Origin of the sequence: Enterobacter sp. Tr-810 (genome assembly GCF_011752765.1) — a bacterium.
GTDB classification, from domain to species: domain Bacteria; phylum Pseudomonadota; class Gammaproteobacteria; order Enterobacterales; family Enterobacteriaceae; genus Enterobacter; species Enterobacter soli.
On record NZ_VWWW01000004.1, the window covers coordinates 286,270 to 309,577 of the forward strand.

Consider the following 23,308-nt stretch of genomic DNA (forward strand, 5'->3'; position numbering starts at 1 on the left):
CCACTTTTTCCAGTAGCTGGTCTGTCCAACTGATTACAGGTACAGACTGGCTGCGACATTTCGTTAGCTTGATTTCAGGATAATTATGAGCAAGAGCACCGCTGAGATCCGTCAGGCGTTTCTCGATTTTTTCCATAGTAAAGGACACCAGGTTGTTGCCAGCAGCTCCCTGGTACCGAATAACGACCCGACTTTACTGTTTACCAACGCCGGGATGAACCAGTTCAAGGATGTGTTCCTTGGTCTCGACAAGCGTAATTATTCCCGTGCGACAACCTCACAGCGTTGTGTGCGTGCGGGCGGTAAACATAATGACCTGGAAAACGTCGGTTACACTGCACGTCACCACACCTTCTTCGAAATGCTGGGTAACTTCAGCTTCGGCGACTACTTCAAACACGATGCTATCCAGTACGCGTGGGAACTGCTGACCGGTGAAAACTGGTTCAAGCTGCCGAAAGAGCGTCTGTGGGTTACCGTCTATGAAACCGATGACGAAGCCTACGAAATCTGGGAAAAAGAAGTGGGTATCCCGCGCGAACGTATTATTCGCATCGGTGATAACAAGGGCGCGCCATACGCGTCTGACAACTTCTGGCAGATGGGTGATACCGGTCCTTGCGGCCCATGCACCGAAATCTTCTACGATCACGGCGACCACATCTGGGGCGGCCCTCCAGGAAGCCCGGAAGAAGATGGCGATCGCTACATTGAGATCTGGAACATCGTCTTCATGCAGTTCAACCGTCAGGCCGATGGCACGATGGAACCTCTGCCGAAACCGTCCGTTGATACCGGTATGGGTCTGGAGCGTATTGCAGCGGTTCTGCAACACGTTAACTCCAACTATGACATCGACCTGTTCCACACGCTGATTAAGTCCGTGGCGGAAGTGACCGGTGCGACCGATCTGAGCAATAAATCGCTGCGCGTAATTGCCGACCACATTCGTTCCTGTGCGTTCCTGATTGCTGACGGCGTGATCCCGTCGAATGAAAACCGTGGCTACGTGCTGCGCCGTATCATTCGTCGTGCGATTCGTCACGGCAACATGCTGGGCGCGAAGGACACCTTCTTCTATAAACTTGTTGGCCCTCTGGTAAGCGTGATGGGTGCGGCAGGTGACGAACTGAAACGCCAGCAGTCGCAGGTTGAGCATGTTCTGAAAACCGAAGAAGAGCAGTTTGCACGTACTCTGGAACGCGGCCTGGCGCTGCTGGACGAAGAGCTGGCGAAACTTAAGGGCGACACACTGGATGGCGAAACTGCTTTCCGTCTGTACGACACCTACGGCTTCCCGGTTGACCTGACGGCTGACGTTTGCCGCGAGCGCAACATCAAAGTTGACGAAGCGGGCTTCGAAGCCGCCATGGAAGAGCAACGCCGTCGTGCGCGCGAGTCCAGCGGTTTTGGCGCTGACTACAACGCGATGATCCGCGTTGATGGTGCGTCCGAGTTCAAAGGCTACGACAATCTGGAACTGACCGGCAAAGTGACTGCCCTGTTTGTTGACGGTAAATCCGTAGACAGCATCAGCGCGGGTCAGGACGCCGTGGTTATTCTGGACAAAACGCCGTTCTATGCGGAATCCGGCGGTCAGGTTGGCGATAAAGGCGAACTGAAAGGCGACGGCTTTAGCTTCAGCGTGACTGACACCCAGAAATACGGTCAGGCAATTGGACACCAGGGCAAACTGGTTTCCGGTTCACTGAAAGTAGGCGAGGGCGTTCAGGCGAACGTTGACGAAGCACGCCGTGCGCGCATTCGTCTGAACCACTCCGCTACGCACCTGATGCACGCCGCACTGCGTGATGTTCTGGGTACGCACGTTGCGCAGAAAGGTTCACTGGTTAACGATAAAGTGCTGCGTTTCGACTTCTCGCATTTTGAAGCGATGAAACCGTCTGAAATCCGCGCGGTTGAAGATCTGGTGAACGCGCAGATCCGTCGTAACCTGGCCATCGAAACCAATATCATGGATCTCGATGCGGCGAAGAAGAAAGGCGCTATGGCGCTGTTTGGCGAGAAATATGACGAACGTGTTCGCGTACTGAGCATGGGCGATTTCTCTACCGAACTGTGCGGTGGTACTCACGCAGCGCGCACCGGTGATATCGGTCTGTTCCGTATCGTGTCTGAGTCTGGTACTGCGGCGGGTGTTCGTCGTATCGAAGCGGTTACCGGCGAAGGTGCAATTGCCAGCCTGCACGCGCAGAGCGACCAGCTGCATGATATTGCACAGTTGCTGAAAGGCGATAGCCAGAACCTGGGCGAGAAAGTGCGTGTTGCGCTGGATCGCACGCGTCAACTGGAAAAAGAACTGCAACAGCTGAAAGAACAAGCAGCTGCGCAGGAAAGTGCAAACCTCTCCAGCAAAGCGGTAGAGATTAAAGGCGTCAAACTGCTGGTCAGTGACCTGGCAGGCGTTGAGCCTAAGATGCTTCGCACTATGGTCGACGATCTGAAGAACCAGCTCGGTTCAACGGTTATCGTTCTGGCGACAGTGGCAGAAGGTAAGGTTTCTCTGATTGCGGGCGTCTCTAAGGATGTGACTGACCGCGTTAAAGCAGGGGAACTGGTTGGTATGGTCGCCCAGCAGGTGGGTGGCAAGGGTGGTGGTCGTCCGGACATGGCGCAAGCCGGTGGTACGGATGCAGCGGCACTTCCTGCGGCATTGGCCAGCGTTGAAAGCTGGGTAAGCGCAAAACTGTAATAACTACAAAGCGTAAGCAGACGTCATAGCGGCAACGTTATGGCGTCTTGTTCACTACGCTATCGATAACGATAAAGTCAGGTTGAGTTTGTGTATATCGGCTAAACTTACGTTTAACAGAATGTGATGCCGTGACTGCTTACACTTTACGTGTTTGTCATCGCTTACTTTTTGGCGTTATATGATGGATAATGCCGGGATACAAGAGACCCGACTCTTTTAATCTTTCAAGGAGCAAAGAATGCTGATTCTGACTCGTCGAGTTGGTGAGACCCTCATGATTGGGGATGAGGTCACCGTGACAGTTTTAGGGGTGAAGGGCAACCAGGTACGCATCGGCGTAAACGCCCCTAAAGAAGTATCTGTCCACCGTGAAGAGATCTACCAGCGTATCCAGGCTGAAAAATCCCAGCAGTCCAGTTACTGATATTATCGCGTCTCGCTGTCTGGCGAGACGCAACCTTCCAGACATTCTTCCTGCCTAAAGTTACCATTCGATTTCAACTGCTCGCTTTTTCGCCTTTCTCTTTGCCTTATCTCTTACCAATAGCGGCGCTATGCCTCATGAATACTGCGAAGAACCCTGCAAAATCCGCTTATAAAACACCCTCTTTGCGGCTTTTACATGCGAATTGCGTGTGATTTGTGCAAACGATAAAAGCATGTGGAAAATTGTTTGACTTATAAGTCCCAGAAAGTAATATATGCGCCACGCAGCGACGAGAAGCTCTTAACGAGTTACTTGAAGCACTCGAAAGAGGCGTTGTGTGGTGAGGTGGCCGAGAGGCTGAAGGCGCTCCCCTGCTAAGGGAGTATGCGGTCAAAAGCTGCATCCGGGGTTCGAATCCCCGCCTCACCGCCATTTTGCATCCGTAGCTCAGCTGGATAGAGTACTCGGCTACGAACCGAGCGGTCGGAGGTTCGAATCCTCCCGGATGCACCATCTATTACTTCATATTGCTTTCGAAGTGATATGAGTATCGAGTAGTACAGTAGTAAATCCTGATGCATCCGTAGCTCAGCTGGATAGAGTACTCGGCTACGAACCGAGCGGTCGGAGGTTCGAATCCTCCCGGATGCACCATCTATTACTTCATATTGCTTAGAAGTGATATGAGTATCGAGCAGTACAGCAGTAAATCCTGATGCATCCGTAGCTCAGCTGGATAGAGTACTCGGCTACGAACCGAGCGGTCGGAGGTTCGAATCCTCCCGGATGCACCATCTATTACTTCATATTGCTTCGAAGTGATATGAGTATCGAGTAGTACAGTAGTAAATCCCGATGCATCCGTAGCTCAGCTGGATAGAGTACTCGGCTACGAACCGAGCGGTCGGAGGTTCGAATCCTCCCGGATGCACCATTATCCCCTCTTTGTTTATTCCTTCGACGTTCCGTCAGTAATCATTCTCTCTGTCAGCGACAAAAACCACCGTTTACGATAAAGTAATGTCTTGTTAATCGTTTAGCGAGAGCACGATGTACGCACAGTATGACGGTTTGATCTTCGATATGGATGGCACCATCCTGGATACCGAACCCACACACCGCAAAGCCTGGACTGAAGTCCTGGGCCGATACGGGATGCGTTTCGACTTGAAGTCTATGGTTGCCCTCAACGGTTCCCCCACCTGGCGCATTGCCGAGGCGGTGATTGAACTGAATCAGGCCGATCTCGACCCGCACCAGCTCGCGCGCGAAAAAACAGATGCAGTAAAAGCCATGCTTTTAGACACGGTTCGTCCTTTGCCCTTAATTGATGTGGTGAAAGAGTGGCATGGGCGTCGCCCTATGTCGGTCGGGACGGGCAGTGAAAGTGCAATCGCAGAGGCGCTACTCAGCCATCTTGGCTTGCGTCACTATTTTTCTGCTGTGGTTGCCGCCGATCATGTTAAAAACCACAAACCCGCACCGGACACCTTTCTGCTTTGTGCAGAGCTAATGGGTGTGCCTGCGGCTAAATGCGTTGTTTTTGAAGATGCAGATTTTGGTCTGCAAGCCGCACGCGATGCTGGCATGGATGCAGTGGATGTCCGTCTTCTGTGAGTGACCTGCTGTCACTTTCGTCACTATTCGCCAGCAGTTTTTTAAGCGCCACACTTCTACCGGGTAATTCCGAGGTTGTGCTGGTCGCCATGCTGTTATCGGGAGTGAGTCAGCCGTGGTTGCTGGTATTAATAGCAACAATGGGTAATAGCCTTGGAGGGCTGACTAACGTTATTCTTGGGCGTTTCTTTCCGCTGCGTGAAAAATCGCGCTGGCAGGAAAAGGCAGTTGGCTGGCTAAAACGCTATGGCGCTGCCACGCTGTTATTAAGCTGGATGCCTGTAATAGGTGATTTGCTGTGCCTGCTGGCGGGATGGATGCGCATCTCCTGGGGGCCGGTGCTCTTTTTTTTGTGCCTTGGCAAGGCGTTGCGCTATGTTCTCGTGGCATGGGTAACACTACAGGGTATGACGTGGTGGCACTAATTGGTGGAATGAATACGCGACCTTCAATCGTCAACCATTACAATTATGCTGAGTAACATTACTTTGACAGGCGGGAGGTCAATTTGATCCCGGACGTATCACAGGCGCTGGCCTGGCTGGAAAACCACCCTCAGGCTCTGAAGGGTATTCAGCGTGGTCTTGAGCGAGAAACGCTGCGTGTAAACGCAGATGGTAGCTTAGCGACAACGGGCCACCCACAGGTGTTGGGCTCGGCGCTGACACATAAATGGATCACAACTGATTTCGCCGAAGCGCTGCTGGAGTTTATTACCCCAGTAGATGACGATATCGATCATATGCTGAAGCTGTTGCGTGACGTTCATCGTTATACCGCCCGTAACCTGGGTGATGAGCGTATGTGGCCGCTCAGTATGCCGTGCTATATCGAGCAGGGGCAGGAGATTGAGCTTGCTCAGTACGGCACCTCAAATATTGGCCGTCTGAAAACGCTGTATCGTGAAGGGCTGAAAAACCGTTACGGTGCTCTGATGCAGACTATCTCTGGCGTGCACTACAATTTCTCTCTGCCGATGGCTTTCTGGCAGGCAAAGTGTGGTGAAACGGATAAAGAAGCGATTTCAGCGGGCTATTTCCGCCTGATCCGCAACTATTACCGTTTTGGCTGGGTCATTCCTTATCTGTTTGGTGCTTCGCCGGCTATTTGCTCGTCGTTCCTGCAAGGGAAACCGACCACATTGCCGTTCGAGAAGACCGAATGCGGTATGTACTATTTACCGTACGCGACGTCTCTGCGCCTGAGCGATCTTGGCTATACCAATAAATCGCAAAGCAATCTCGGTATTACGTTTAACGAATTGCATGAATATGTGGCAGGATTGAAGCGGGCGATCAAAACGCCGTCGGAAGAGTACGAAAAAATCGGCCTCGAGAAAGACGGTAAACGCCTGCAAATCAACAGTAATGTTCTCCAGATTGAGAACGAACTGTATGCGCCAATTCGTCCTAAGCGCGTGACGCGAAGCGGAGAAACGCCGTCTGATGCATTGCAGCGTGGCGGAATCGAATACATCGAAGTGCGTTCACTGGATATCAACCCGTTCTCGCCAATCGGCGTGGATGAGCAGCAGGTTCGCTTCCTCGATCTGTTTATGGTCTGGTGCGTGCTGGCGGATGCGCCGGAAATGAGTTCTGACGAACTGCTTTGTACCCGCACTAACTGGAATCGTGTGATTCTGGAAGGGCGCAAGCCGGGCCTGACGCTGGGTATCGGCTGTGAAACGGCACAATTCCCGCTGGCTAAAGTGGGTAAAGATCTGTTCCGTGACCTGAAGCGCGTCGCGCAGACGATGGATAGTGTCTATGGCGGTGATGAGTATCAGAAAGTGTGCGACCAGCTGGTTGAAAGCTTTGATAACCCTGAACTGACGTTCTCTGCGCGTATTCTGCGTTCTATGATTGATCAGGGCATTGGTGGTACAGGGCGCGCGCTGGGCGCAGAATACCGTGAAATGTTGCGGCAGGAACCGTTAGAGATCCTGAGCGAAGCGGAATTTGTTGCCGAGCGGGAAGCATCACTGGTGCGTCAGAAAGAGGTGGAAGCGGCAGATACGGAGTCGTTTGACGCATTTCTGGCGAAGAACGCCTGAGACAAAAGAAAAAGGCCACATCGCTGTGGCCAAAATATACATCTCTGAATTCAGGGATGATGATAACAAATGCGCGTCTTTCATATACTCAGACGCGCATTCTGTAGAAGAGTTCAGTTTATTTTAAAAAAAATCACTATCGGAGGTGGCGTATGCCGTTATTAGATAGCTTTACTGTCGACCATACCCGTATGGAAGCACCTGCTGTACGTGTGGCAAAGACCATGCATACCCCGCACGGCGACACGATCACCGTATTCGATCTGCGCTTCTGCGTGCCAAACAAAGAAGTGATGCCAGAAAAAGGTATTCACACTCTGGAGCACCTGTTCGCTGGTTTTATGCGTGATCACCTGAATGGCAACGGTGTTGAGATTATCGACATCTCCCCAATGGGCTGCCGTACCGGTTTCTACATGAGCCTGATTGGTGTGCCGGAAGAAACCCGCGTCGCAGATGCGTGGAAAGCGGCAATGCAGGACGTGCTGAAAGTTAAAGAGCAGAACCAGATCCCTGAGCTGAACGTGTATCAGTGCGGTACTTACCAGATGCACTCTCTGGAAGAAGCACAGGAGATCGCGCGTCATATTATCGAACGTGACGTTCGCGTAAACAGCAATGAAGAGCTGGCCCTGCCGAAAGACAAATTGCAGGAGCTGCACATTTAGTGCGCCTTTTCCCTCTCCCTGAGGGAGAGGGTAGGGTGAGGGGTGTTTGACTCCATGACCACAGCCACAACCTTCTCATTTACCCATCGCCCACTTGTTCCTTTTGCGCATGACTATGTTCATGGTGCCAGCGAGCCGTGGCATCAGCACGACTGCGCCCAGCTGTTGCACAGCCTGAGCGGCGTGGTGAGGGTAGATACCGCTTCAGGTTGTTGGGTTGTCCCCCCCGGGCGTGGCGTCTGGCTACCGGCCGGCACACCGCACGCGATTCGCATTACGGGCAATGTCGCGGCGCGAACGCTGTTTATCGATCCGCTGGCGCGAGCCGATCTCCCTGCGTCGTGTCAGATCGTGCAGATCTCTGCGTTGTTACGCGAGCTGATCCTCACCTCCCTTACGCTTCCTGAAACCTACGCACCCGGCAGCCGGGATGAACGGGTGTATGAGCTGATTCTGGATGAAATCCGCATTATGCCGGTGCTGCCGTTTCACCTGCCGGAGCCGGAAAGTGAGGCTTTACGCAACCTGTGCCAGAAAATCCGGCAAACGCCGGGAGAGAGCTGGAACAGCACTCAGGCTGCGAGCATCCTGGGGATGAGTGAGCGTACCCTGAATCGCCATTTCCAGCAGCAGAGCGGGTTAAGCTATAGCGAATGGGTGAGAAGGGCACGTCTCATGGAGGCGTTACTACGTCTGGCACAAGGTCAGCCGGTGTTGCGCGTTGCGCTGGACCTGGGATACGGCAGCCACAGCGCGTTTACGGCGATGTTTCGCCGGGTGATGGGAATGTCACCCAGCGATTATTTCAGGAACGACTAACCCACGGCATTGAACAGCGCCTGAATGGATGCGCGCGCCACGTCACTGTCTATTCCCACGCCCCAGCGGCTGCTGCCGTCCTGGAACAGGCAGCGGATATACGCCACCGAGCGGCTATCGCTGCGCTCCCCCAGCGAATGCTCGTGATAATCCTTAATCACAAACGGGGTGTTGAGCCAGCGGCTGAGCCCATTGGCGGCTGCCGATAACTGCCCGTTACCTTGCCCCTCCAACTGACGTGTCCCACCGCCGGTAGCCACCGTGGCGGTTAAGCGTAACTGCCCATCCTGCTGACTTTCACTGCGATAAGTTTGCAGCGCGAAGCGTGGGGTTGCAACCAGCCCGTAACGGCTGCGGAAAAGCTGCCACAGCGCGTTCTGCGTCATCTCTTTGCCGTGATTGTCGGTTTCTTGCTGAACGTGCTGGCTAAAATCCTGCTGTAACGCGCGGGGCAGTTTCAGGCCGTGATTCTGTTCGATAAGCCATGCGCTGCCGCTTTTACCCGACTGGCTGTTCACGCGGATAACCGCCTCATACGTACAGCCGATGTCCTGCGGATCGACAGGCAGGTAGGGCATCTCCCAGCGCTCGTCAGGTTTACGGGCATCAAACCCTTTCTTGATGGCATCCTGATGTGAGCCGGAAAACGCAGTGTAGGCCAAACGCCCCGCCCACGGATGCCGCGGATGTACCGGCAACTGGTTACAGCTCTCCACCACTTCGACCACGCGATTCATATCGCTGAAGTCCAGATTTGGGCTTATCCCCTGGCTATAGAGGTTCATTGCCAGCGTGACCAGGCAGACATTTCCTGTGCGCTCGCCGTTGCCAAACAGGCAGCCTTCCACGCGGTCGGCACCTGCCATGACCGCCAGCTCCGCACTGGCGACACCGGTACCGCGATCGTTATGCGGGTGAACGCTGATACAGACGTCACCGCGTCGGCTAAAGTGACGGCAGAAATACTCAATCTGGTCGGCATACACGTTCGGGGTACTGACTTCGACGGTGGCCGGTAAGTTGATAACCATCGGGCGTTCGGCGCACGGCTGCCAGATCTCCGCCACGGCTTCACAAATCTCCAGCGCAAACTCCGGCTCGGTAAAGCAGAAAGTTTCCGGGGAGTATTCATACTGCCAGCGGGTTTCAGGGTTATCTTCACACAGCTTACGGATAAGCCGCGTGGAGCGTGTTGCCAGCTCAACGATTTGCGCTTTTTCCATGCCAAACACCAGGCGGCGGAACAGCGGGGCGGTAGCGTTATAGAGATGCACTGTTGCCTGACGCGCGCCTTTCAGGGACTCGAAGGTGCGAAGGATTAAATCTTCCCGCGCCTGGGTTAACACCTGAATGGTAACGTCATCCGGGATACGGTTTTCGTCAATCAGCTGGCGGACAAAGTTAAAGTCGGTCAGCGAGGCTGACGGGAAGGCCACTTCAATCTCTTTAAATCCGCAGCTCAGCAGCAGATCCCAGAACTGCAGCTTTCGCGCGCTGTCCATTGGCTCGGCAAGCGCCTGATTACCATCACGTAAATCGGTGGAAAGCCAGCGTGGGGCATGGGTGATGCGTTGCTCCGGCCAGCGACGGTCGGGAAGGGAAATCGCAGGGTAAGGCTGGTATTTGTCGGCGGGTGTGTTCAGCATGATGCGCTCCTGTTGTCTTTTCACTATCGTGAATCGATTTCAGGAGCGCTGCTTTATCGGAACGGACAATCGCTGTCGCGTTTTGGACAACCGCGGAAGTTGCCCGGTGGCGCTACGCTTACCGGGCCTACGGGTTTTGTAGGCCGGGTAAGGCGGCCAGCGCACAGGACTAGTGCGCCCCACCGCCGCCGCTACCGGCACCAAACGGGGGTTTGGCAAACCACACCAGCCCCAGCAGGACGAGGAAGATCCCAGCCGATATCCAGAAAATCTCGTTCGCTGAGATGATCAGGCCCTGGTTGGTGATCTGCTGGGCTATCCAGCCTGACGCCTGCTGCTCCGTCATCCCCATTCCCTGCAGCTGGGTATACATCTGCTGAGCGTTTGGGTTGAACGGGTTCACCGCTTCCGTTAGCTGGGCGTGGTGCATTGATTCACGGTTAGTCCACAGCGTCGTGGTGATCGATGTCCCGATGGAGCCCGCCAGCGTTCGGGTAAAGTTCGACAGGCTCGATGCCGCCGCCATGCGCTCAGGTGGTAAGCCGGAAAGCGTGATGGTGGTCAGTGGCATAAAGAAGCACGCCACCGCAAAGCCCTGAATAAACTGCGGCCACGCAGAGGCGCCAAAGTCCATTCCCGGTTCGAACGTATACGCGCGCCAGTAGAAGCACACGGCGTACATGATAAAGCTGAACGTCACCAGCCTACGCATGTCGAGCTTATGGGCAAAACGGCCGATAATCGGCGACAGCAGAACCGGAATCAACCCTACCGGCGCAGAGGCCAGACCCGCCCAGGTTGCGGTGTAGCCATATACCTCCTGCAACAGCTGCGGCAGCAGAACAATGGCGCCGAAGTAGAGCATGTAGGCAAGGCTAATACACAGACAGCCTATGGTGAAGTTTCGCGACTTAAACAGCGACAGGTCGACTATCGGGTTATCGTCGGTCAACTCCCAGACAATCAGGAAGCTTAGCGACACCACCGCGACAATCGTCAGGATGATGATCTCCTGCGAGTTGAACCAGTCCAGCTCTTTACCCTGGTCGAGCATAACCTGAAGGCTGCCGATACCGAGGATCAGCAAAGCCAGCCCCACGGCATCAATTCGCCGCTGCTCGGTTCGCGTTTCTCTGCCACGCAGCGACTGTAACGTCATCATAACCACGATGGCGCCAATCGGTACGTTGATAAAGAAGATCCAGCCCCAGTGATAGTTATCGCTGATATAGCCACCCAGGATAGGGCCGCAAATCGGCGCGACGATCACCGTCATCGACCACAGTGCCAGCGCGATAGAGCGTTTAGCGGGCGGGTAGTTGTTCAGCAGTAAACTCTGTGACAGCGGAATTAACGGCCCGGCCACAATCCCCTGAATAACGCGGAAGAAAATCAGCATCGTCAGGCTGGTGGACATGCCGCACGCCCAGGACGCGAGAACAAAGGCGACTGTCGACCAGAGGAACAGCTTCACCTCACCAACACGCTTCGCCAGCCAGCCGGTAATGGGGATCGAGATGGCGTTTGCCACCCCGAATGAGGTAATCACCCACGTCCCCTGGCTCAGTGACGAGCCCAGGTTCCCGGCAATTGTTGGAATTGCCACGTTCGCGATGGTGGAGTCCAGCACCTGCATGAATGTCGCCAGTGATAGCGCAATGGTCATAATGACCAGTTGCGCACCTTCCAGCGGTTTTTGCGGTTGTTGCCGTTGCATAACGCTCACCTCGGATTAACCGGCGTTTGCTTTCACGATGTCATCGATCAGCTTGTTGACCGGATCGAGGCTAATTTCACGGGCGTTACTTTCATAAGCCGGACTGCTTCGCACCTGGCTTGCCAGGATCTGACCTTCGCGGTTCGCGGTATCAACCGTGACCAGCGTAGACAGGCCGATACGCAACGGGTGATCTGCCAGCTGCTTTGGATCCAGCTCGATACGTACAGGCAAGCGCTGAACCACTTTGATCCAGTTGCCGGTGGCGTTCTGCGCAGGCAGCAGGGAGAACGCGCTACCTGTACCCATATCAAGACCGACCACTTTACCGGTGTACTTCACGTCGTCACCGTAGATGTCGCTGATGACGGTTGCCGTCTGGCCGATACGCATATGCGCAAGCTGCGTCTCTTTGAAGTTAGCATCCACCCACAGATTGTTAGCCGGTACTACCGCCATCAGCGGAGTGGTTGGGCTAATCTGCGCGCCAGGCTGTACGGAACGACGGGAGACGTAGCCAGTCATCGGGCTGACAATCTTGGTACGTTCCAGCGCAAGCCAGGCGTTACGCACTTCGGTAGCAGCTTGTTTTACCGCAGGCTGGTTTTCCAGGTTAGTCCCCAGAACCATCGCCTGATTGGCGTTGTACTGCTGAATAGCAACATCCAGCTGCGCCTGGGCGCTGGCAACGGCATCACGCGCGTGTTGCAGCTCTTCACGGCCAATCAGGTTGGCAGTACCGAGAGGAACACGACGATTCAGGTCGCTTTGTGCCTGCGCCAGTGCGGTTTTCTGCACATCGATGCTGGCCTGAAGTTGCTTACTGTTGATCATCAACTGGCGGGTTTGACGGACGCTGGATGCCAGCTCTGTCTGTGCTTTTTCAAATGCCTGTTGGGCATCAGTCGGGTCAAGTGTGACCAGCACATCCCCTTGTTGCACAAAGTCGGTATTGTCAGCCCAGACTTTCGTCACGCTGCCCGACACCTGCGCCATAATTTGTACCTGGTTTCCTGCCACGTATGCATCGTCTGTTTCTTCAGCATGACGCAATACTAAAAACCAATAGATCCCATATGCCACAGCAATAATGATAAAGAGCAAGGTCAGCAGAAGAAGGGCGCTCTTACGTTTGCCTTTCTTGTTGGCCGGTTGCTGCGGGGTTGTGTTCTCCGCATTTGCGCTCATTGTTGTTCTCCACGATCTTCTTATTTTCACATCGGCTGAGCCGACCTGTTGTCAGAAAGGCCAGCAGTGTTACGTGCTGGCCTGTCAGTTTTCTTTTTTAAATCTGGATGTTCGAGCGTGTCGTCGCGTTAGCGCAGCGCCTCAAGGATGGCACCGTCTTCATCCATCTGATCCAGACGGGTGAGCAGTTTGCGAGTGATGTGCTCAAGCTGATCGCGCTCGGCAGTGCTGAGGGCAGACCAGAGTTGATGCAGACAGTTGTGCTGAGGTGGCAGCACCTCACGCAGGAATTCGTGACCTTTGTCGGTCAGTTGCAGATGCAGGCAACGGCGGTCGTTGTCGCTTTCACGGCGCTCAATCCAGCCGCGTTTTTCCAGCTCATCAGCGATACGGGTGGCATTAGTACGGGACGAACCCAGCGCGCAGCTCAGCTCAGACGGCTGAATGCTGTGGTTTTCCTGAGACTCCAGCGTAATCAACGCCATAAATAACGTCTCGTTAATCCCCTGAGCTTTCAGCATCTTATTACGGTTATCCAGCAGTTTCCCCTGCATGTGCATACACAGGCGGGTCAGCAGAATTTCCTGATACGGAAACTCCTCATGACGACTGGCGCGGAATTTAAGCATTTGTTCAATGGGCGTAAACGAACTATCCATTTGGGCATAACCTCATTAATTACAGCCGATATAGTAACGATAGTGACAAATAATGTAAATGAATTATTTGTGCGGTTATATCCGCCAAACGTATGTCACCATCAGAAAGCGCCGGGTAAATCCATGACCCGGTGAGCACAAAAAAGAGTGGGCGTGAGCCCCTGGAAGACGGGATGTGAGGACCGGGATAAGCCAACAGGTATGAGCTATTCATGCTGCTTGTTAATATGTCAGCCACATTAAAATTTCTGGGATAAATGATTACGCTAACCTTAACAGACATAGGGACGCCTTAACACCCTAAGACGTCCCAATGCAATGTAAAGCTTAAGAAATCGCCTCCTGGCGATGGAATCCGCGCCACCACACCAGCAGATTGAGTGCCGCAACAATTGCCCCGATGCTGCAAACACCCGCCCAGCCAGCGTGTTGCCATGCCGACGCTGAAATTAATGAACCTGCCGCGCCGCCGATGAAATAGCTGGTCATGTAACCTGCGGTCAGGCGGTTACGTGCCTCCGGCTTGACGCGATAAATCACGGTCTGGTTGGTGATATGCACGCCCTGCACGGTGAGGTCGAGCACCAGGATACCGACGATCAACGCCAGCACGGAGGAATGCCCAAACCAGATAGCCGCCCAGGAGAGCAGCAGTAAAATCAGCCCGGAAGTTGTCGTCAGGTGAGATTTACCTTTATCCGCCATGCCGCCAGCCGGACGCGCACCCAGCGCACCGGCTGCGCCCGCCAGACCAAACAGGCCAATCACGCCTTCAGAATAGTTAAAGGGCGGCGAGGCCAGCAGGAAAGCCATCGACGTCCACAGAATGCTAAAGTTGGCAAAGGTGAAACAACCAAGAAGTGCGCGGGTTCGTAGCAGTTTATCTTGTGTGAAAAGCGTGAACACGGAGCCCAGCAGTTGCGGGTAATTCAGGTGGTTTTCCTGCTTCACTTTCGGCAGTCCACGCCACAGCGCGAGCGCCATGATAACCATCAGCACACTGGCCACCCAGTAAACGGTACGCCAGCCCCCAAGGCTTGCCAGTAGACCGGCCACGGTACGCGCCAGCAAAATCCCGAGCAGCAGGCCGCTCATAATGGTACCCACCACTTTGCCGCGTTTTTCCGGCGAGGCGAGCGTTGCCGCCAGCGGCACCAGGATCTGCGCCACAACGGAGAACAGCCCGGTCAGGGCAGTGCCGACAATCATCATGGCTAAGGACTGGCTACTGGCGGTGATCAGCATCCCGCCTGCGGCGAGTAACGTCATGGAGACAATCAGCATCCGGCGCTCAAACATATCGCCCAGTGGCACCAGGAACAGCAGGCCCGCGGCATAGCCGAGCTGAGCCGCCGTCACAATAAAACCTGCGGAGCTGGCAGACAGGCTGAAAGCGCGGGCGATGGTGTCGAGCAGAGGTTGCGCGTAGTAGTTACTGGCGACGGCAAGACCGGTCGCCACGGACATTAACAGGATCAGTGCCGGGCTAAGCCCTTGTGGATTTTTTGTCATCAGATTCTGGGATCGTAAGTTAAGTGATTATTTTTCCAGAAACCATGATAACCAATGATTGTGAATGTTGGGGGATTGTTATGTGTGGGTTTGTGCGGTTAACCCCTCACCCTTTTGGGAGAGGGGTGAGGGGATCGTTTTTACTTCTGCGCGTCCAGTGCTTCTTTCACCCAGCCATCAAACTGCTGCTGGTGGGCTTTGATCCAGCCGTCAACGTGGCCGTTGATGTCTGCTTCAGAGGATTTACCTTCATGCATCATGGCGTTCTGCGCGTTAATGTCCGCCAGCGGCAGTTTCATCACCGAGAACAACTTCGCGGCCGCCGGGTTTTTCTCAGCCCAGGCTTTGTTAGCCACAATATGCATGGTGTTCACCGGGAAGCCGTAGTTCATGCCGTTTGGCAGTTTGGTGTCGATATCTTTCTGCTCACCCGGCAGAGAAGAGAACGGAACCTGCAACCACACCACGTCTTTACCCGGCTTCAGCACGTCGCTGACCCAGTACGGCGTCCAGGTATAATAGATAACCGGTTTGCCTTCTTTAAAGCGAGCAATGGTGTCGGCCATCATCGCGGAGTAGTTACCGTGGCTCACGTCGACGGTTTTAGCCAGGTCGAACGCTTTGTTCTGGTGGTTAATTACCGCTTCGCAACCCCAGCCCGGTGAACAGCCCATCATGTCGGCTTTGCCATCACCGTTGGTATCGAACAGTTTGGCGATTTTCGGGTCTTTAAGCTGCTCAATGTTGGTGATGTGGTACTGGTCAGCGGTTTTTTTGTCGATCAGATAACCCTGCGCTGCACCGGTCACGAAGGTGCCTTCACGGTAGAATTTCTTATCACCGCCCGCAGCGGCATACATATCGTCATGCAGCGGCTGCCAGTTTACGGCGGTAAAGGTGGCGTCACCGGAGGCAATAGAGGTGTAGCCCACGTTGTAATCCACTTCACTTGGCGTCTTGACCGTATAACCCAGTTTTTCCAGCGCGCGGCTGACAATCAGGGTCTGGAAGGTCTCTTCAGAAATGGTGCTCTGAACCGGTTGCACGGTAATGCCTTTGCCAGGCAGGTCAGCCGCAAATGTGCTGGTGGAGACAAGGGTGGCAAACGCTGTGGCAAAAAGTACGCTATGTCGCATCGTTGTTCCTTATTTTACGAATGGGCGGGTGATTAACCCGACAGGGCCGGTGGTATACCAGCGACGGTTGCCGCGACTGCGTGAATCGCGACCGACAGCCTGCGTCAGGCGGTCAAGAATAATAGCGAGGATCACAATGCCCACGCCGCCTACGGTGGCAAGCCCCATATCGAGGCGGCCAATGCCTCGCAGTACCATCTGACCAAGACCGCCAACGGCGATCATCGAGGCGATAACCACCATGGAGAGCGCCAGCATCAGCGTCTGGTTAACGCCTGCCATAATGGTTGGCATCGCCAGTGGGAGCTGAACTTTAAACAGCATCTGGCGCGGGCTGGCACCGAACGAGCGTGAAGCCTCAATAAGATCGGCTGGCACCTGGTTGATCCCAAGTATCGTCAGACGAACAATCGGCGGCAGGGCAAAAATAATGGTGACCACCACGCCCGGCACATTCCCGATCCCGAACAGCATCACGATAGGCACCAGGTAGACAAACGCCGGGGTGGTTTGCATCGCATCCAGCAGCGGGCGGATGACCTTCGCTGCCCGCGGGCTGCGCGCCAGCCAGATCCCCAGCGGTAACCCAATCACCACGCAGAAAAGCAGGGCGGTCAGCACCAGTGCCAGGGTGATCATGGCCTGTGACCATGCACCAATCGCGCCGATGGCAATCAGGGAGACCAGCGTGGCGATCCCCATGCCTGCGCTACCAAACTGCCAGGCAATCAGGGCAAATATCACGATGGCGACAGGTGCCGGCATCCCCAACAGCAACTGCTGGAAACCATTCAGGATGTAATCCACAGGGACACGGATCCCCTGGAACACCGGGCGGAAGTGAGTCACCACCCAGTCAATCCCTTCCGTGACCCAGCTATCCAGCGGGATCAGCGTCTTATGGAACGGGTCCATAATATTAAAGTGTTCTGGCGCAGGTGCAGGCGCACTGTTGAGCCAGTCTGCCGAGCCGCCATCAGTTGGCGCAGGCGTTGATGAGCCCCAGGCATCGGCAGATTGTGCTGCGCTGTCTGCGGCTTCTGTGGTTCCCCACGGGTTTGATTGATCAGCCATTGTTTGCCCCCTCGCGATCTAAAGCCTGAAGCAACATCCCTTTGGAGATGATGCCGACATACTGTTGTTCTTCCCCTATAACCGGCACGGCGCAGGGTGCCTGACCGACATGGGAGAGCAACTCGCTGAGCGGTGTTTCGGCGTCGACCGCAAGCGGAGACGCGATAAGCGCCGCATCGAGTCCCTGATTTTCGCTAAGCGCTTTTTTCAGGGAGTCGATGGAGACAATGCCTACAAATTTATTACCACGTTCAATCACATAGCCAAATTCACGATCTTCATCCTGTAAGACCTTCAGCGCAGAACGCGGGCCGAAACCTGGCGTTTTGCGAATAATGCCGTTTGGCGATCTGCGGGCAATATCTTTTGCGCTAAATACCTGGCTGATGTCCACGCCACGGAAGAAAGTGCGCACATAGTCGTTGGCCGGATTATTAAGGATTTCATCCGGTGTTCCCACCTGCACCACTTCGCCGTTTTGCATAATGGCAATACGGTCGCCAATACGCATCGCTTCATCAAGATCGTGGGAAATAAATACGATCGTACGCTGGTGTTTAGCTTGCAGTTTTACCAGTTCATCCTGCATCTCGGTACGAATTAATGGATCGAGTGCCGAGAAGGCTTCATCCATTAATAATATATCGGGATTTATCGCTAATGCGCGGGCTAATCCAACGCGTTGTCGCATCCCGCCCGATAGTTCATCAGGATAGCCATGAGCATAATTTTCCAGCCCAACCTGGCGTAATGCATCCAGCGCTTTTTCCTGCCGTTCCTGGGCTGGAATTCCCGCTAATTCCATGCCGAATGCGGTATTATCTAACACCGTCATATGTGGCATTAAGGCGAATGACTGAAACACCATCGCAATCTTTTTTCTGCGCACCTCGCGGAGCTCAGCATCTGATATTTTGGCAATATCTTCACCATCAATCAGTACCTGCCCACGGGTGGGTTCAATCAGGCGATTGAGAAGGCGAACCATAGTGGATTTACCCGAACCAGATAACCCCATGATGACGAAAATCTCGCCTTCTTCAATGGCCAGACTGGCGTCTTTAACGCCAAGCGATAGCCCTGTTTTTTCCAGAATTTGCTCTTTTGAAAGTCCTTTTTCAATATATTTGAACGCACGCTGTGGATGCTCGCCAAATACTTTATAGAGATTTTTAACTTCTAATTTAATTGCCATGCAATAGAGTATTTCCCGTTATTTATTGTGTCGATATGGTTTCCAGTTGGAATAATTACCTGACAATACCCTAACATACTCAGAATCTGAGACAACCCTCAGTCCGCTTATGGCACGAATTTTGCCGAAGACCAAATCGCTGAATTTCCCATGAGTAAAGGGCTGAGCGGGTGTTGAATTTTTCTGAGATTTTTGTCGCGCGGTCGGGAAATTTCGTCTGAATCGCAATGATTCAGACGAATATGACGGTGGAATTACAGTATAGATGTCAGGGAAATATTGCGGGGAGAATTATGGGATTTATATTTAATTAATGATCGTTATTTTCTTGCCGGAAGCCCGGGTCGCCAGGGTAGCGGCGGTGAGCTACCCTGGCACGTACACGGGTATTGTGGCGACAGAGTAGCAAGGAACATAAAGTGAACGGAATGACCACCACAGCCGTATGTTCCCCCTCACCCCAACCCTCTCCCCAAAGAGGAGAGGGAGCTGTACGTGCTCGTATTGTTTTGCGGGCAACCCTCAACCTTTGGGGGGAGGGCAATAACCGTTAAAAATCCCAATCCTCGTCTTCGGTTTCCACCGCTTTGCCCATCACATATGACGAGCCTGACCCGGAGAAGAAATCGTGGTTTTCATCGGCATTGGGTGAAAGCGCTGCCAGAATTGCCGGGTTCACCGCGGCCATTTCTGGCGGGAACAGCGCTTCATAGCCGAGGTTCATTAGCGCTTTATTGGCGTTGTAACAGAGGAAGGCTTTGACATCCTCTTCCCAGCCGGTTCCGGCGTACAGCTCTTCGGTATAACGTAGCTCGTTATCATAGAGATCCATCAGCAAATCCAGCGCGAATCCTTTTAATTCCTCGCGCTTAGCCTCGCTAATACTCTCAAGCCCTTTCTGATATTTATAGCCAATGTAATATCCATGAACGGCTTCGTCGCGAATGATCAGGCGAATCAAATCTGCCGTGTTGGTGAGTTTGCCCCGGCTTGACCAGTACATTGGTAGCCAGAAACCGGAATAAAACAGGAACGATTCCAGAAATACGCTGGCAATTTTCTTCTTCAGCGGTTCATCGGCACGGTAATACTCCAGCACCAGCCGGGCTTTATGCTGGAGTGACTCACTCGCTTCACTCCAGCTGTAGGCCTCATCCACATCTTTGGTCTGACACAATGTTGAAAAAATAGAGCTGTAGGAGCGGGCATGAACCGCCTCCATAAAGCTGATGTTCGACATCACCGCCTCTTCATGCGGCGTCAGCGCATCGGCCATCAGCGCGGGTGCGCCTGTTGTGTTCTGAATAGTATCCAGCAGCGTCAGGCCGGTAAAGACGCGGATCGTCAGTTGCTGCTCGGCGTGGCTTAGCGTCTGCCAGGCAGGAATATCGTTAGAAAGAGGCACTTTCTCCGGCAGCCAGAAGTTGCTGGTCAGGCGGTTCCATACCTCCAGGTCTTTGTCGTCCTGGATTTTATTCCAGTTAACGGCGCTAACTCGTGACAGTTTCATCCTTTCTCCTTACAGCGCGCAGGACACGCAGCCTTCGATTTCGGTACCTTCCAGCGCCAGCTGGCGCAGGCGAATGTAGTACAGTGTCTTGATACCTTTCTTCCAGGCGTAGATTTGTGCCTTGTTGATATCGCGCGTGGTGGCGGTATCCGGGAAGAACAGCGTGAGTGACAGCCCCTGATCCACATGTTTTGTCGCCTCGGCGTAGGTATCGATAATCTTTTCCGGGCCGATTTCATAGGCATCCTGATACAGCGCCAGGTTTTCGTTGGTCATAAACGGGGCAGGGTAGTAAACGCGCCCGGTTTTCCCTTCTTTGCGGATCTCAATTTTCGACACAATCGGGTGGATGCTCGAGGTGGCGTGGTTGATGTACGAGATAGACCCGGTTGGCGGCACGGCCTGCAAATTCTGGTTATAGATGCCATGACGCATGACCTCATCGCGCAGCTGGAGCCACATTTCACGTGTGGGCAGGACGATACCGGCACGGTCAAACAGCGCACGGACTTTCTCTGTTTTGGGTTGCCAGTCGCCTTCCAGATACTGATGGAAATACTCGCCGCTGGCATAGCGGGACTGCTCAAAGCCTGCAAAACGCTGGTTACGCTCGCGGGCCAGCAGCATCGAGGTATGCAGCGCGTGCCAGGTGATGGTACAGAAATAGAGGTTGGTGAAATCCAGTCCTTCCGGGCTGCCATAGGCAATTCCTTCGCGCGCCAGATAACCGTGCAGGTTCATCTGCCCGAGGCCAATGGCGTGCGATGCGGCATTCCCCACCTCAATGGACGGCACGCTGCGGATATGGCTCATGTCAGACACCGCCGTCAGGCCGCGGATGGCGGTCGCCACCGTACGGCCAAAGTCCGGGGAATCCATCGTGTGGGCGATATTCAGCGAGCCCAGGTTGCAGGAAATATCTTTTCCGGTCTGGTCGTAGTCCAGATTTTCGTCATAGGTGGAGGCGCTGTTAACCTGCAAAATCTCGGAACACAGGTTGCTCATGTTAATGCGCCCGGCAATCGGGTTCGCGCGGTTCACCGTGTCCTCGTACATGATGTACGGATAACCAGACTCAAACTGGATCTCAGCAAGCGTCTGGAAGAAGTCGCGGGCATTAATGTATTTTTTACGAATGCGATCGTCGGCGACCAGCTCGTGATAAAGCTCGCTGATGGCCACATCGCCAAAAGGCTTTCCGTAAATACGCTCAACATCGTAGGGCGAGAACAGCGCCATCTCTGCATTTTCTTTCGCAAGCGTAAAGGTGATATCCGGGATAACAACCCCTAACGACAGGGTTTTGATACGGATTTTTTCGTCGGCGTTTTCGCGTTTGGTATCCAGGAATCGCAGAATGTCCGGGTGGTGCGCGTGCAGATAAACCGCACCGGCACCCTGACGCGCGCCAAGCTGGTTTGCGTAAGAGAAGGCATCTTCCAGCATTTTCATTACCGGGATCACACCGGAGGACTGGTTTTCAATGCGTTTAATAGGTGCTCCTGCTTCACGCAGGTTAGAGAGCAGAAACGCCACGCCGCCACCGCGCTTTGAAAGCTGTAACGCCGAGTTCACCGCGCGGCCAATCGACTCCATATTGTCTTCAATGCGCAGCAGGAAACATGACACCAGCTCACCGCGCTGGGCTTTGCCGCAGTTCAGGAATGTCGGGGTAGCTGGCTGGAAACGGCCCGACAGGATTTCATCCGTCAGCTGTTCTGCCAGTTTTTCATCCCCCTGCGCCAGCGACAGCGCCACCATCACGGTGCGATCTTCAAAACTTTCCAGGTAGCGTTTGCCGTCGAATGTTTTCAGGGTATAGCTGGTGTAGTACTTCCACGCGCCGAGGAATGTCTGGAAACGAAAGCCGCTGGCATGGGCGCGTTCAAATAGCGTCACGACAAAGTCCCGGGAATAACGGGTGAGCACGCGTTCTTCGTAGTAACCCTCTTTAACCAGATAGTCGAGGCGTTCATGCTGGCTGGAAAAATGGACGCTGTTCGGGCGAACGTGGGCGCTAAAAAAAGCATCTACCGCTTCATGGTCCTTAGCAAACTGAATGCGCCCCTCGCTGTCGTAGAGGTTAAGCATGGCGTTTAATGCGTGGTAATCCGGCGCGGTCTGAATTACACGTTCTGCGGTTGTCGTTGCCAAAATTCGTTCACTCCTTTACGCACGTTCTCTACGTCCTGCTGTGTCCCCATCAGTTCGAAACGATAGAGATACGGCACGCCGCATTTTTGAGAGATGACATCACCGGCACGGCCAAACGCATCGCCAAAATTACGATTGCCTGCGGCAATTACGCCGCGAATAAGCTGCCGGTTCTGTGGATCATTTAGAAAGCGGATTACCTGGCGGGGAACGGCCCCTGCCGTCCCGCCACCGCCATAGCTCGGTACCACCAGGATGTAAGGTTCGTCTACCTGAATACGCTCACGCTCATTGAGCGGAATACGTATCGCAGGCAGCCCGACGCGCTCAATAAATCTGAGCGTGTTTTCCGAGCTGCTGGAGAAGTAGACCAGCCCGCTCATGCACTGGCGGCCTGAGCGGCGATTCGGTTAATCATGTCCGGGCGGAAGCCAGACCAGCTGGTTTCTCCGGCGACCACCACCGGCAGCTGACGGAAGCCCTGCGCACGCAGGGTGTCGGCAGCATCCGGGACCAGGTCGACATTTACCATCTCAAACTGGACGCCGCGGCTTTCCATTGCGCGTTTTGTGGCGTGGCACTGAACACAATCGTTACGAGTGTAAATAATAATGCTCATGATTCGTATTTCCATTTAGAATAAAGGAGTGGCGCGAATTGTCGCGTCAGGTTGTGTGTATCTTGCTAAAGGGAATACTAGATGTAGTTGTGATAAGTTTCAACCATACAAGATATGGGAAATTTAGATGAATATCGCCACGATGATGAGCACAGCGGGGCAGGGCAGGCTGTACGGTATTTTCAGCCGGTAGGTAAAGAAAAACCCCGGAGCCAGGGGCAAACCGGGGCTGACGCACATCTCATTGTGGGTTATTTACGCAGGCTGAGCAGGGCGCCGACAAAAATCCCGACTGCCGCCACCGTGCCAAGCGCGCAGAGCGGTTTTTCACGGACGAAGGTATTGGCGCAACTGACTGCGTCACAGGCGGCCTGCGTGGTACGAGAGCGGCCATGCATTCTGGCGCGGGTCTCACGCAGCAGAGACTGAGCCTTACGTTTTGCGGCATCTGCTTCGTCCTTCGCATCTGACCCCCAGGATTTCAGCACTTCCTCCAGCGTGTCCGCTAATTGGCTGACATCATTACGAATATCCTGAGCGTCGTCGTTTATATCGTTTCGGTTCGGTCTGTTAAACATGCGATCCTCCGTCATTTTGC

The 23,308-nt window shown here is 54.0% G+C and carries 20 protein-coding genes and 5 tRNA genes; 12 read left to right on the top strand and 13 right to left on the bottom strand.

What is annotated here, in order from left to right; translation table 11 throughout:
• Positions 1 to 85: 85 nt before the first annotated feature.
• From alaS to F3J30_RS14220, 12 genes are all read left to right on the top strand, one after another.
• A complete protein-coding gene (alaS, locus tag F3J30_RS14165; RefSeq protein ID WP_014071488.1) occupies positions 86 to 2,713 on the top strand; it encodes an alanine--tRNA ligase in 2,628 nt (875 codons plus the stop codon).
• A 241-nt stretch (positions 2,714 to 2,954) separates the two neighbouring features.
• A complete protein-coding gene (gene csrA, locus F3J30_RS14170; RefSeq protein ID WP_000906486.1) occupies positions 2,955 to 3,140 on the top strand; it encodes a carbon storage regulator CsrA in 186 nt (61 codons plus the stop codon).
• Between the two features lie 342 nt (positions 3,141 to 3,482).
• Positions 3,483 to 3,575: transfer RNA gene (locus F3J30_RS14175), tRNA-Ser, on the top strand.
• Between the two features lie 4 nt (positions 3,576 to 3,579).
• A tRNA-Arg gene (locus F3J30_RS14180) sits at positions 3,580 to 3,656 on the top strand.
• Positions 3,657 to 3,720: 64 nt separating this feature from the next.
• Positions 3,721 to 3,797: transfer RNA gene (locus tag F3J30_RS14185), tRNA-Arg, on the top strand.
• Positions 3,798 to 3,860: 63 nt separating this feature from the next.
• Positions 3,861 to 3,937, top strand: a tRNA-Arg gene (locus F3J30_RS14190).
• A 63-nt stretch (positions 3,938 to 4,000) separates the two neighbouring features.
• A tRNA-Arg gene (locus F3J30_RS14195) sits at positions 4,001 to 4,077 on the top strand.
• Positions 4,078 to 4,193: 116 nt separating this feature from the next.
• Positions 4,194 to 4,760, top strand: coding sequence for a fructose-1-phosphate/6-phosphogluconate phosphatase (yqaB, locus tag F3J30_RS14200; protein WP_166717648.1), 567 nt, complete (start codon positions 4,194 to 4,196; stop codon positions 4,758 to 4,760).
• A complete protein-coding gene (locus F3J30_RS14205) occupies positions 4,757 to 5,185 on the top strand; it encodes a YqaA family protein (RefSeq protein ID WP_166717649.1) in 429 nt (142 codons plus the stop codon). The genes yqaB and F3J30_RS14205 overlap by 4 nt, the downstream gene beginning before the upstream one ends.
• A gap of 83 nt (positions 5,186 to 5,268) precedes the next feature.
• On the top strand, positions 5,269 to 6,813 hold the full coding sequence (gshA, locus tag F3J30_RS14210; protein ID WP_166717650.1) for a glutamate--cysteine ligase: 1,545 nt from the start codon (positions 5,269 to 5,271) through the stop codon (positions 6,811 to 6,813).
• A gap of 152 nt (positions 6,814 to 6,965) precedes the next feature.
• Entirely contained in the window at positions 6,966 to 7,481 is a 516-nt protein-coding gene (luxS, locus tag F3J30_RS14215) for an S-ribosylhomocysteine lyase (RefSeq protein ID WP_014071484.1), read from the top strand.
• 54 nt (positions 7,482 to 7,535) lie between these two features.
• Positions 7,536 to 8,300 (top strand): helix-turn-helix transcriptional regulator, encoded by a 765-nt coding sequence (locus tag F3J30_RS14220; RefSeq protein ID WP_166717651.1) that lies wholly within the window; start codon positions 7,536 to 7,538, stop codon positions 8,298 to 8,300.
• On the opposite strand, the gene leuA is transcribed toward F3J30_RS14220, so the two are convergent.
• The 13 genes from leuA to F3J30_RS14285 form a co-directional block, all read right to left on the bottom strand.
• On the bottom strand, positions 8,297 to 9,946 hold the full coding sequence (gene leuA, locus F3J30_RS14225) for a 2-isopropylmalate synthase (protein WP_166717652.1): 1,650 nt from the start codon (positions 9,944 to 9,946) through the stop codon (positions 8,297 to 8,299). The two genes, F3J30_RS14220 and leuA, sit on opposite strands and share 4 nt — an antisense overlap.
• Positions 9,947 to 10,115: 169 nt before the next feature.
• Entirely contained in the window at positions 10,116 to 11,663 is a 1,548-nt protein-coding gene (gene emrB, locus F3J30_RS14230) for a multidrug efflux MFS transporter permease subunit EmrB (RefSeq protein ID WP_014071481.1), read from the bottom strand.
• A gap of 15 nt (positions 11,664 to 11,678) precedes the next feature.
• Positions 11,679 to 12,851, bottom strand: coding sequence for a multidrug efflux MFS transporter periplasmic adaptor subunit EmrA (emrA, locus tag F3J30_RS14235; protein ID WP_166717653.1), 1,173 nt, complete (start codon positions 12,849 to 12,851; stop codon positions 11,679 to 11,681).
• Positions 12,852 to 12,979: 128 nt separating this feature from the next.
• Positions 12,980 to 13,510: a transcriptional repressor MprA gene (gene mprA, locus F3J30_RS14240; protein WP_014071479.1), complete on the bottom strand. Its 531-nt coding sequence runs from the start codon at positions 13,508 to 13,510 to the stop codon at positions 12,980 to 12,982.
• A 327-nt stretch (positions 13,511 to 13,837) separates the two neighbouring features.
• Entirely contained in the window at positions 13,838 to 15,022 is a 1,185-nt protein-coding gene (locus F3J30_RS14245) for an MFS transporter (protein WP_166717654.1), read from the bottom strand.
• Positions 15,023 to 15,162: 140 nt separating this feature from the next.
• Entirely contained in the window at positions 15,163 to 16,158 is a 996-nt protein-coding gene (gene proX / locus F3J30_RS14250) for a glycine betaine/L-proline ABC transporter substrate-binding protein ProX (protein WP_014071477.1), read from the bottom strand.
• Between the two features lie 9 nt (positions 16,159 to 16,167).
• Positions 16,168 to 17,232 carry a glycine betaine/L-proline ABC transporter permease ProW gene (gene proW, locus F3J30_RS14255; protein WP_166717655.1) on the bottom strand — a complete coding sequence of 355 codons (1,065 nt, stop codon included), beginning with the start codon at positions 17,230 to 17,232 and terminating at the stop codon, positions 16,168 to 16,170.
• Positions 17,225 to 18,427 carry a glycine betaine/L-proline ABC transporter ATP-binding protein ProV gene (proV, locus tag F3J30_RS14260; RefSeq protein ID WP_166717656.1) on the bottom strand — a complete coding sequence of 401 codons (1,203 nt, stop codon included), beginning with the start codon at positions 18,425 to 18,427 and terminating at the stop codon, positions 17,225 to 17,227. Before proV ends, proW begins: the two co-directional genes overlap by 8 nt.
• A 550-nt stretch (positions 18,428 to 18,977) precedes the next feature.
• Entirely contained in the window at positions 18,978 to 19,937 is a 960-nt protein-coding gene (gene nrdF / locus F3J30_RS14265) for a class 1b ribonucleoside-diphosphate reductase subunit beta (protein ID WP_014071474.1), read from the bottom strand.
• Between the two features lie 9 nt (positions 19,938 to 19,946).
• A complete protein-coding gene (gene nrdE, locus F3J30_RS14270) occupies positions 19,947 to 22,091 on the bottom strand; it encodes a class 1b ribonucleoside-diphosphate reductase subunit alpha (protein WP_166717657.1) in 2,145 nt (714 codons plus the stop codon).
• Positions 22,064 to 22,474: a class Ib ribonucleoside-diphosphate reductase assembly flavoprotein NrdI gene (nrdI, locus tag F3J30_RS14275; RefSeq protein ID WP_014071472.1), complete on the bottom strand. Its 411-nt coding sequence runs from the start codon at positions 22,472 to 22,474 to the stop codon at positions 22,064 to 22,066. Before nrdI ends, nrdE begins: the two co-directional genes overlap by 28 nt.
• Complete coding sequence (gene nrdH, locus F3J30_RS14280; RefSeq protein WP_014071471.1) at positions 22,471 to 22,710, bottom strand: glutaredoxin-like protein NrdH; 240 nt, start codon at positions 22,708 to 22,710, stop codon at positions 22,471 to 22,473. Before nrdH ends, nrdI begins: the two co-directional genes overlap by 4 nt.
• A gap of 251 nt (positions 22,711 to 22,961) precedes the next feature.
• Positions 22,962 to 23,288, bottom strand: coding sequence for a DUF883 domain-containing protein (locus F3J30_RS14285; protein ID WP_014071470.1), 327 nt, complete (start codon positions 23,286 to 23,288; stop codon positions 22,962 to 22,964).
• Positions 23,289 to 23,308 lie beyond the last annotated feature (20 nt).

What these genes read in the sequence shown, in the direction of transcription:
- alaS (WP_014071488.1), top strand. Translation starts at nt 86, where the DNA reads ATGAGCAAGAGCACCGCTGAGATCCGTCAGGCGTTTCTCGATTTTTTC.
- csrA (WP_000906486.1), top strand. Translation starts at nt 2,955, where the DNA reads ATGCTGATTCTGACTCGTCGAGTTGGTGAGACCCTCATGATTGGGGAT.
- yqaB (WP_166717648.1), top strand. Translation starts at nt 4,194, where the DNA reads ATGTACGCACAGTATGACGGTTTGATCTTCGATATGGATGGCACCATC.
- luxS (WP_014071484.1), top strand. Translation starts at nt 6,966, where the DNA reads ATGCCGTTATTAGATAGCTTTACTGTCGACCATACCCGTATGGAAGCA.
- F3J30_RS14220 (WP_166717651.1), top strand. Translation starts at nt 7,536, where the DNA reads ATGACCACAGCCACAACCTTCTCATTTACCCATCGCCCACTTGTTCCT.
- leuA (WP_166717652.1), bottom strand. Translation starts at nt 9,946, where the DNA reads ATGCTGAACACACCCGCCGACAAATACCAGCCTTACCCTGCGATTTCC.
- emrB (WP_014071481.1), bottom strand. Translation starts at nt 11,663, where the DNA reads ATGCAACGGCAACAACCGCAAAAACCGCTGGAAGGTGCGCAACTGGTC.
- emrA (WP_166717653.1), bottom strand. Translation starts at nt 12,851, where the DNA reads ATGAGCGCAAATGCGGAGAACACAACCCCGCAGCAACCGGCCAACAAG.
- mprA (WP_014071479.1), bottom strand. Translation starts at nt 13,510, where the DNA reads ATGGATAGTTCGTTTACGCCCATTGAACAAATGCTTAAATTCCGCGCC.
- F3J30_RS14245 (WP_166717654.1), bottom strand. Translation starts at nt 15,022, where the DNA reads ATGACAAAAAATCCACAAGGGCTTAGCCCGGCACTGATCCTGTTAATG.
- proX (WP_014071477.1), bottom strand. Translation starts at nt 16,158, where the DNA reads ATGCGACATAGCGTACTTTTTGCCACAGCGTTTGCCACCCTTGTCTCC.
- proW (WP_166717655.1), bottom strand. Translation starts at nt 17,232, where the DNA reads ATGGCTGATCAATCAAACCCGTGGGGAACCACAGAAGCCGCAGACAGC.
- proV (WP_166717656.1), bottom strand. Translation starts at nt 18,427, where the DNA reads ATGGCAATTAAATTAGAAGTTAAAAATCTCTATAAAGTATTTGGCGAG.
- nrdF (WP_014071474.1), bottom strand. Translation starts at nt 19,937, where the DNA reads ATGAAACTGTCACGAGTTAGCGCCGTTAACTGGAATAAAATCCAGGAC.
- nrdI (WP_014071472.1), bottom strand. Translation starts at nt 22,474, where the DNA reads ATGAGCGGGCTGGTCTACTTCTCCAGCAGCTCGGAAAACACGCTCAGA.
- nrdH (WP_014071471.1), bottom strand. Translation starts at nt 22,710, where the DNA reads ATGAGCATTATTATTTACACTCGTAACGATTGTGTTCAGTGCCACGCC.
- F3J30_RS14285 (WP_014071470.1), bottom strand. Translation starts at nt 23,288, where the DNA reads ATGTTTAACAGACCGAACCGAAACGATATAAACGACGACGCTCAGGAT.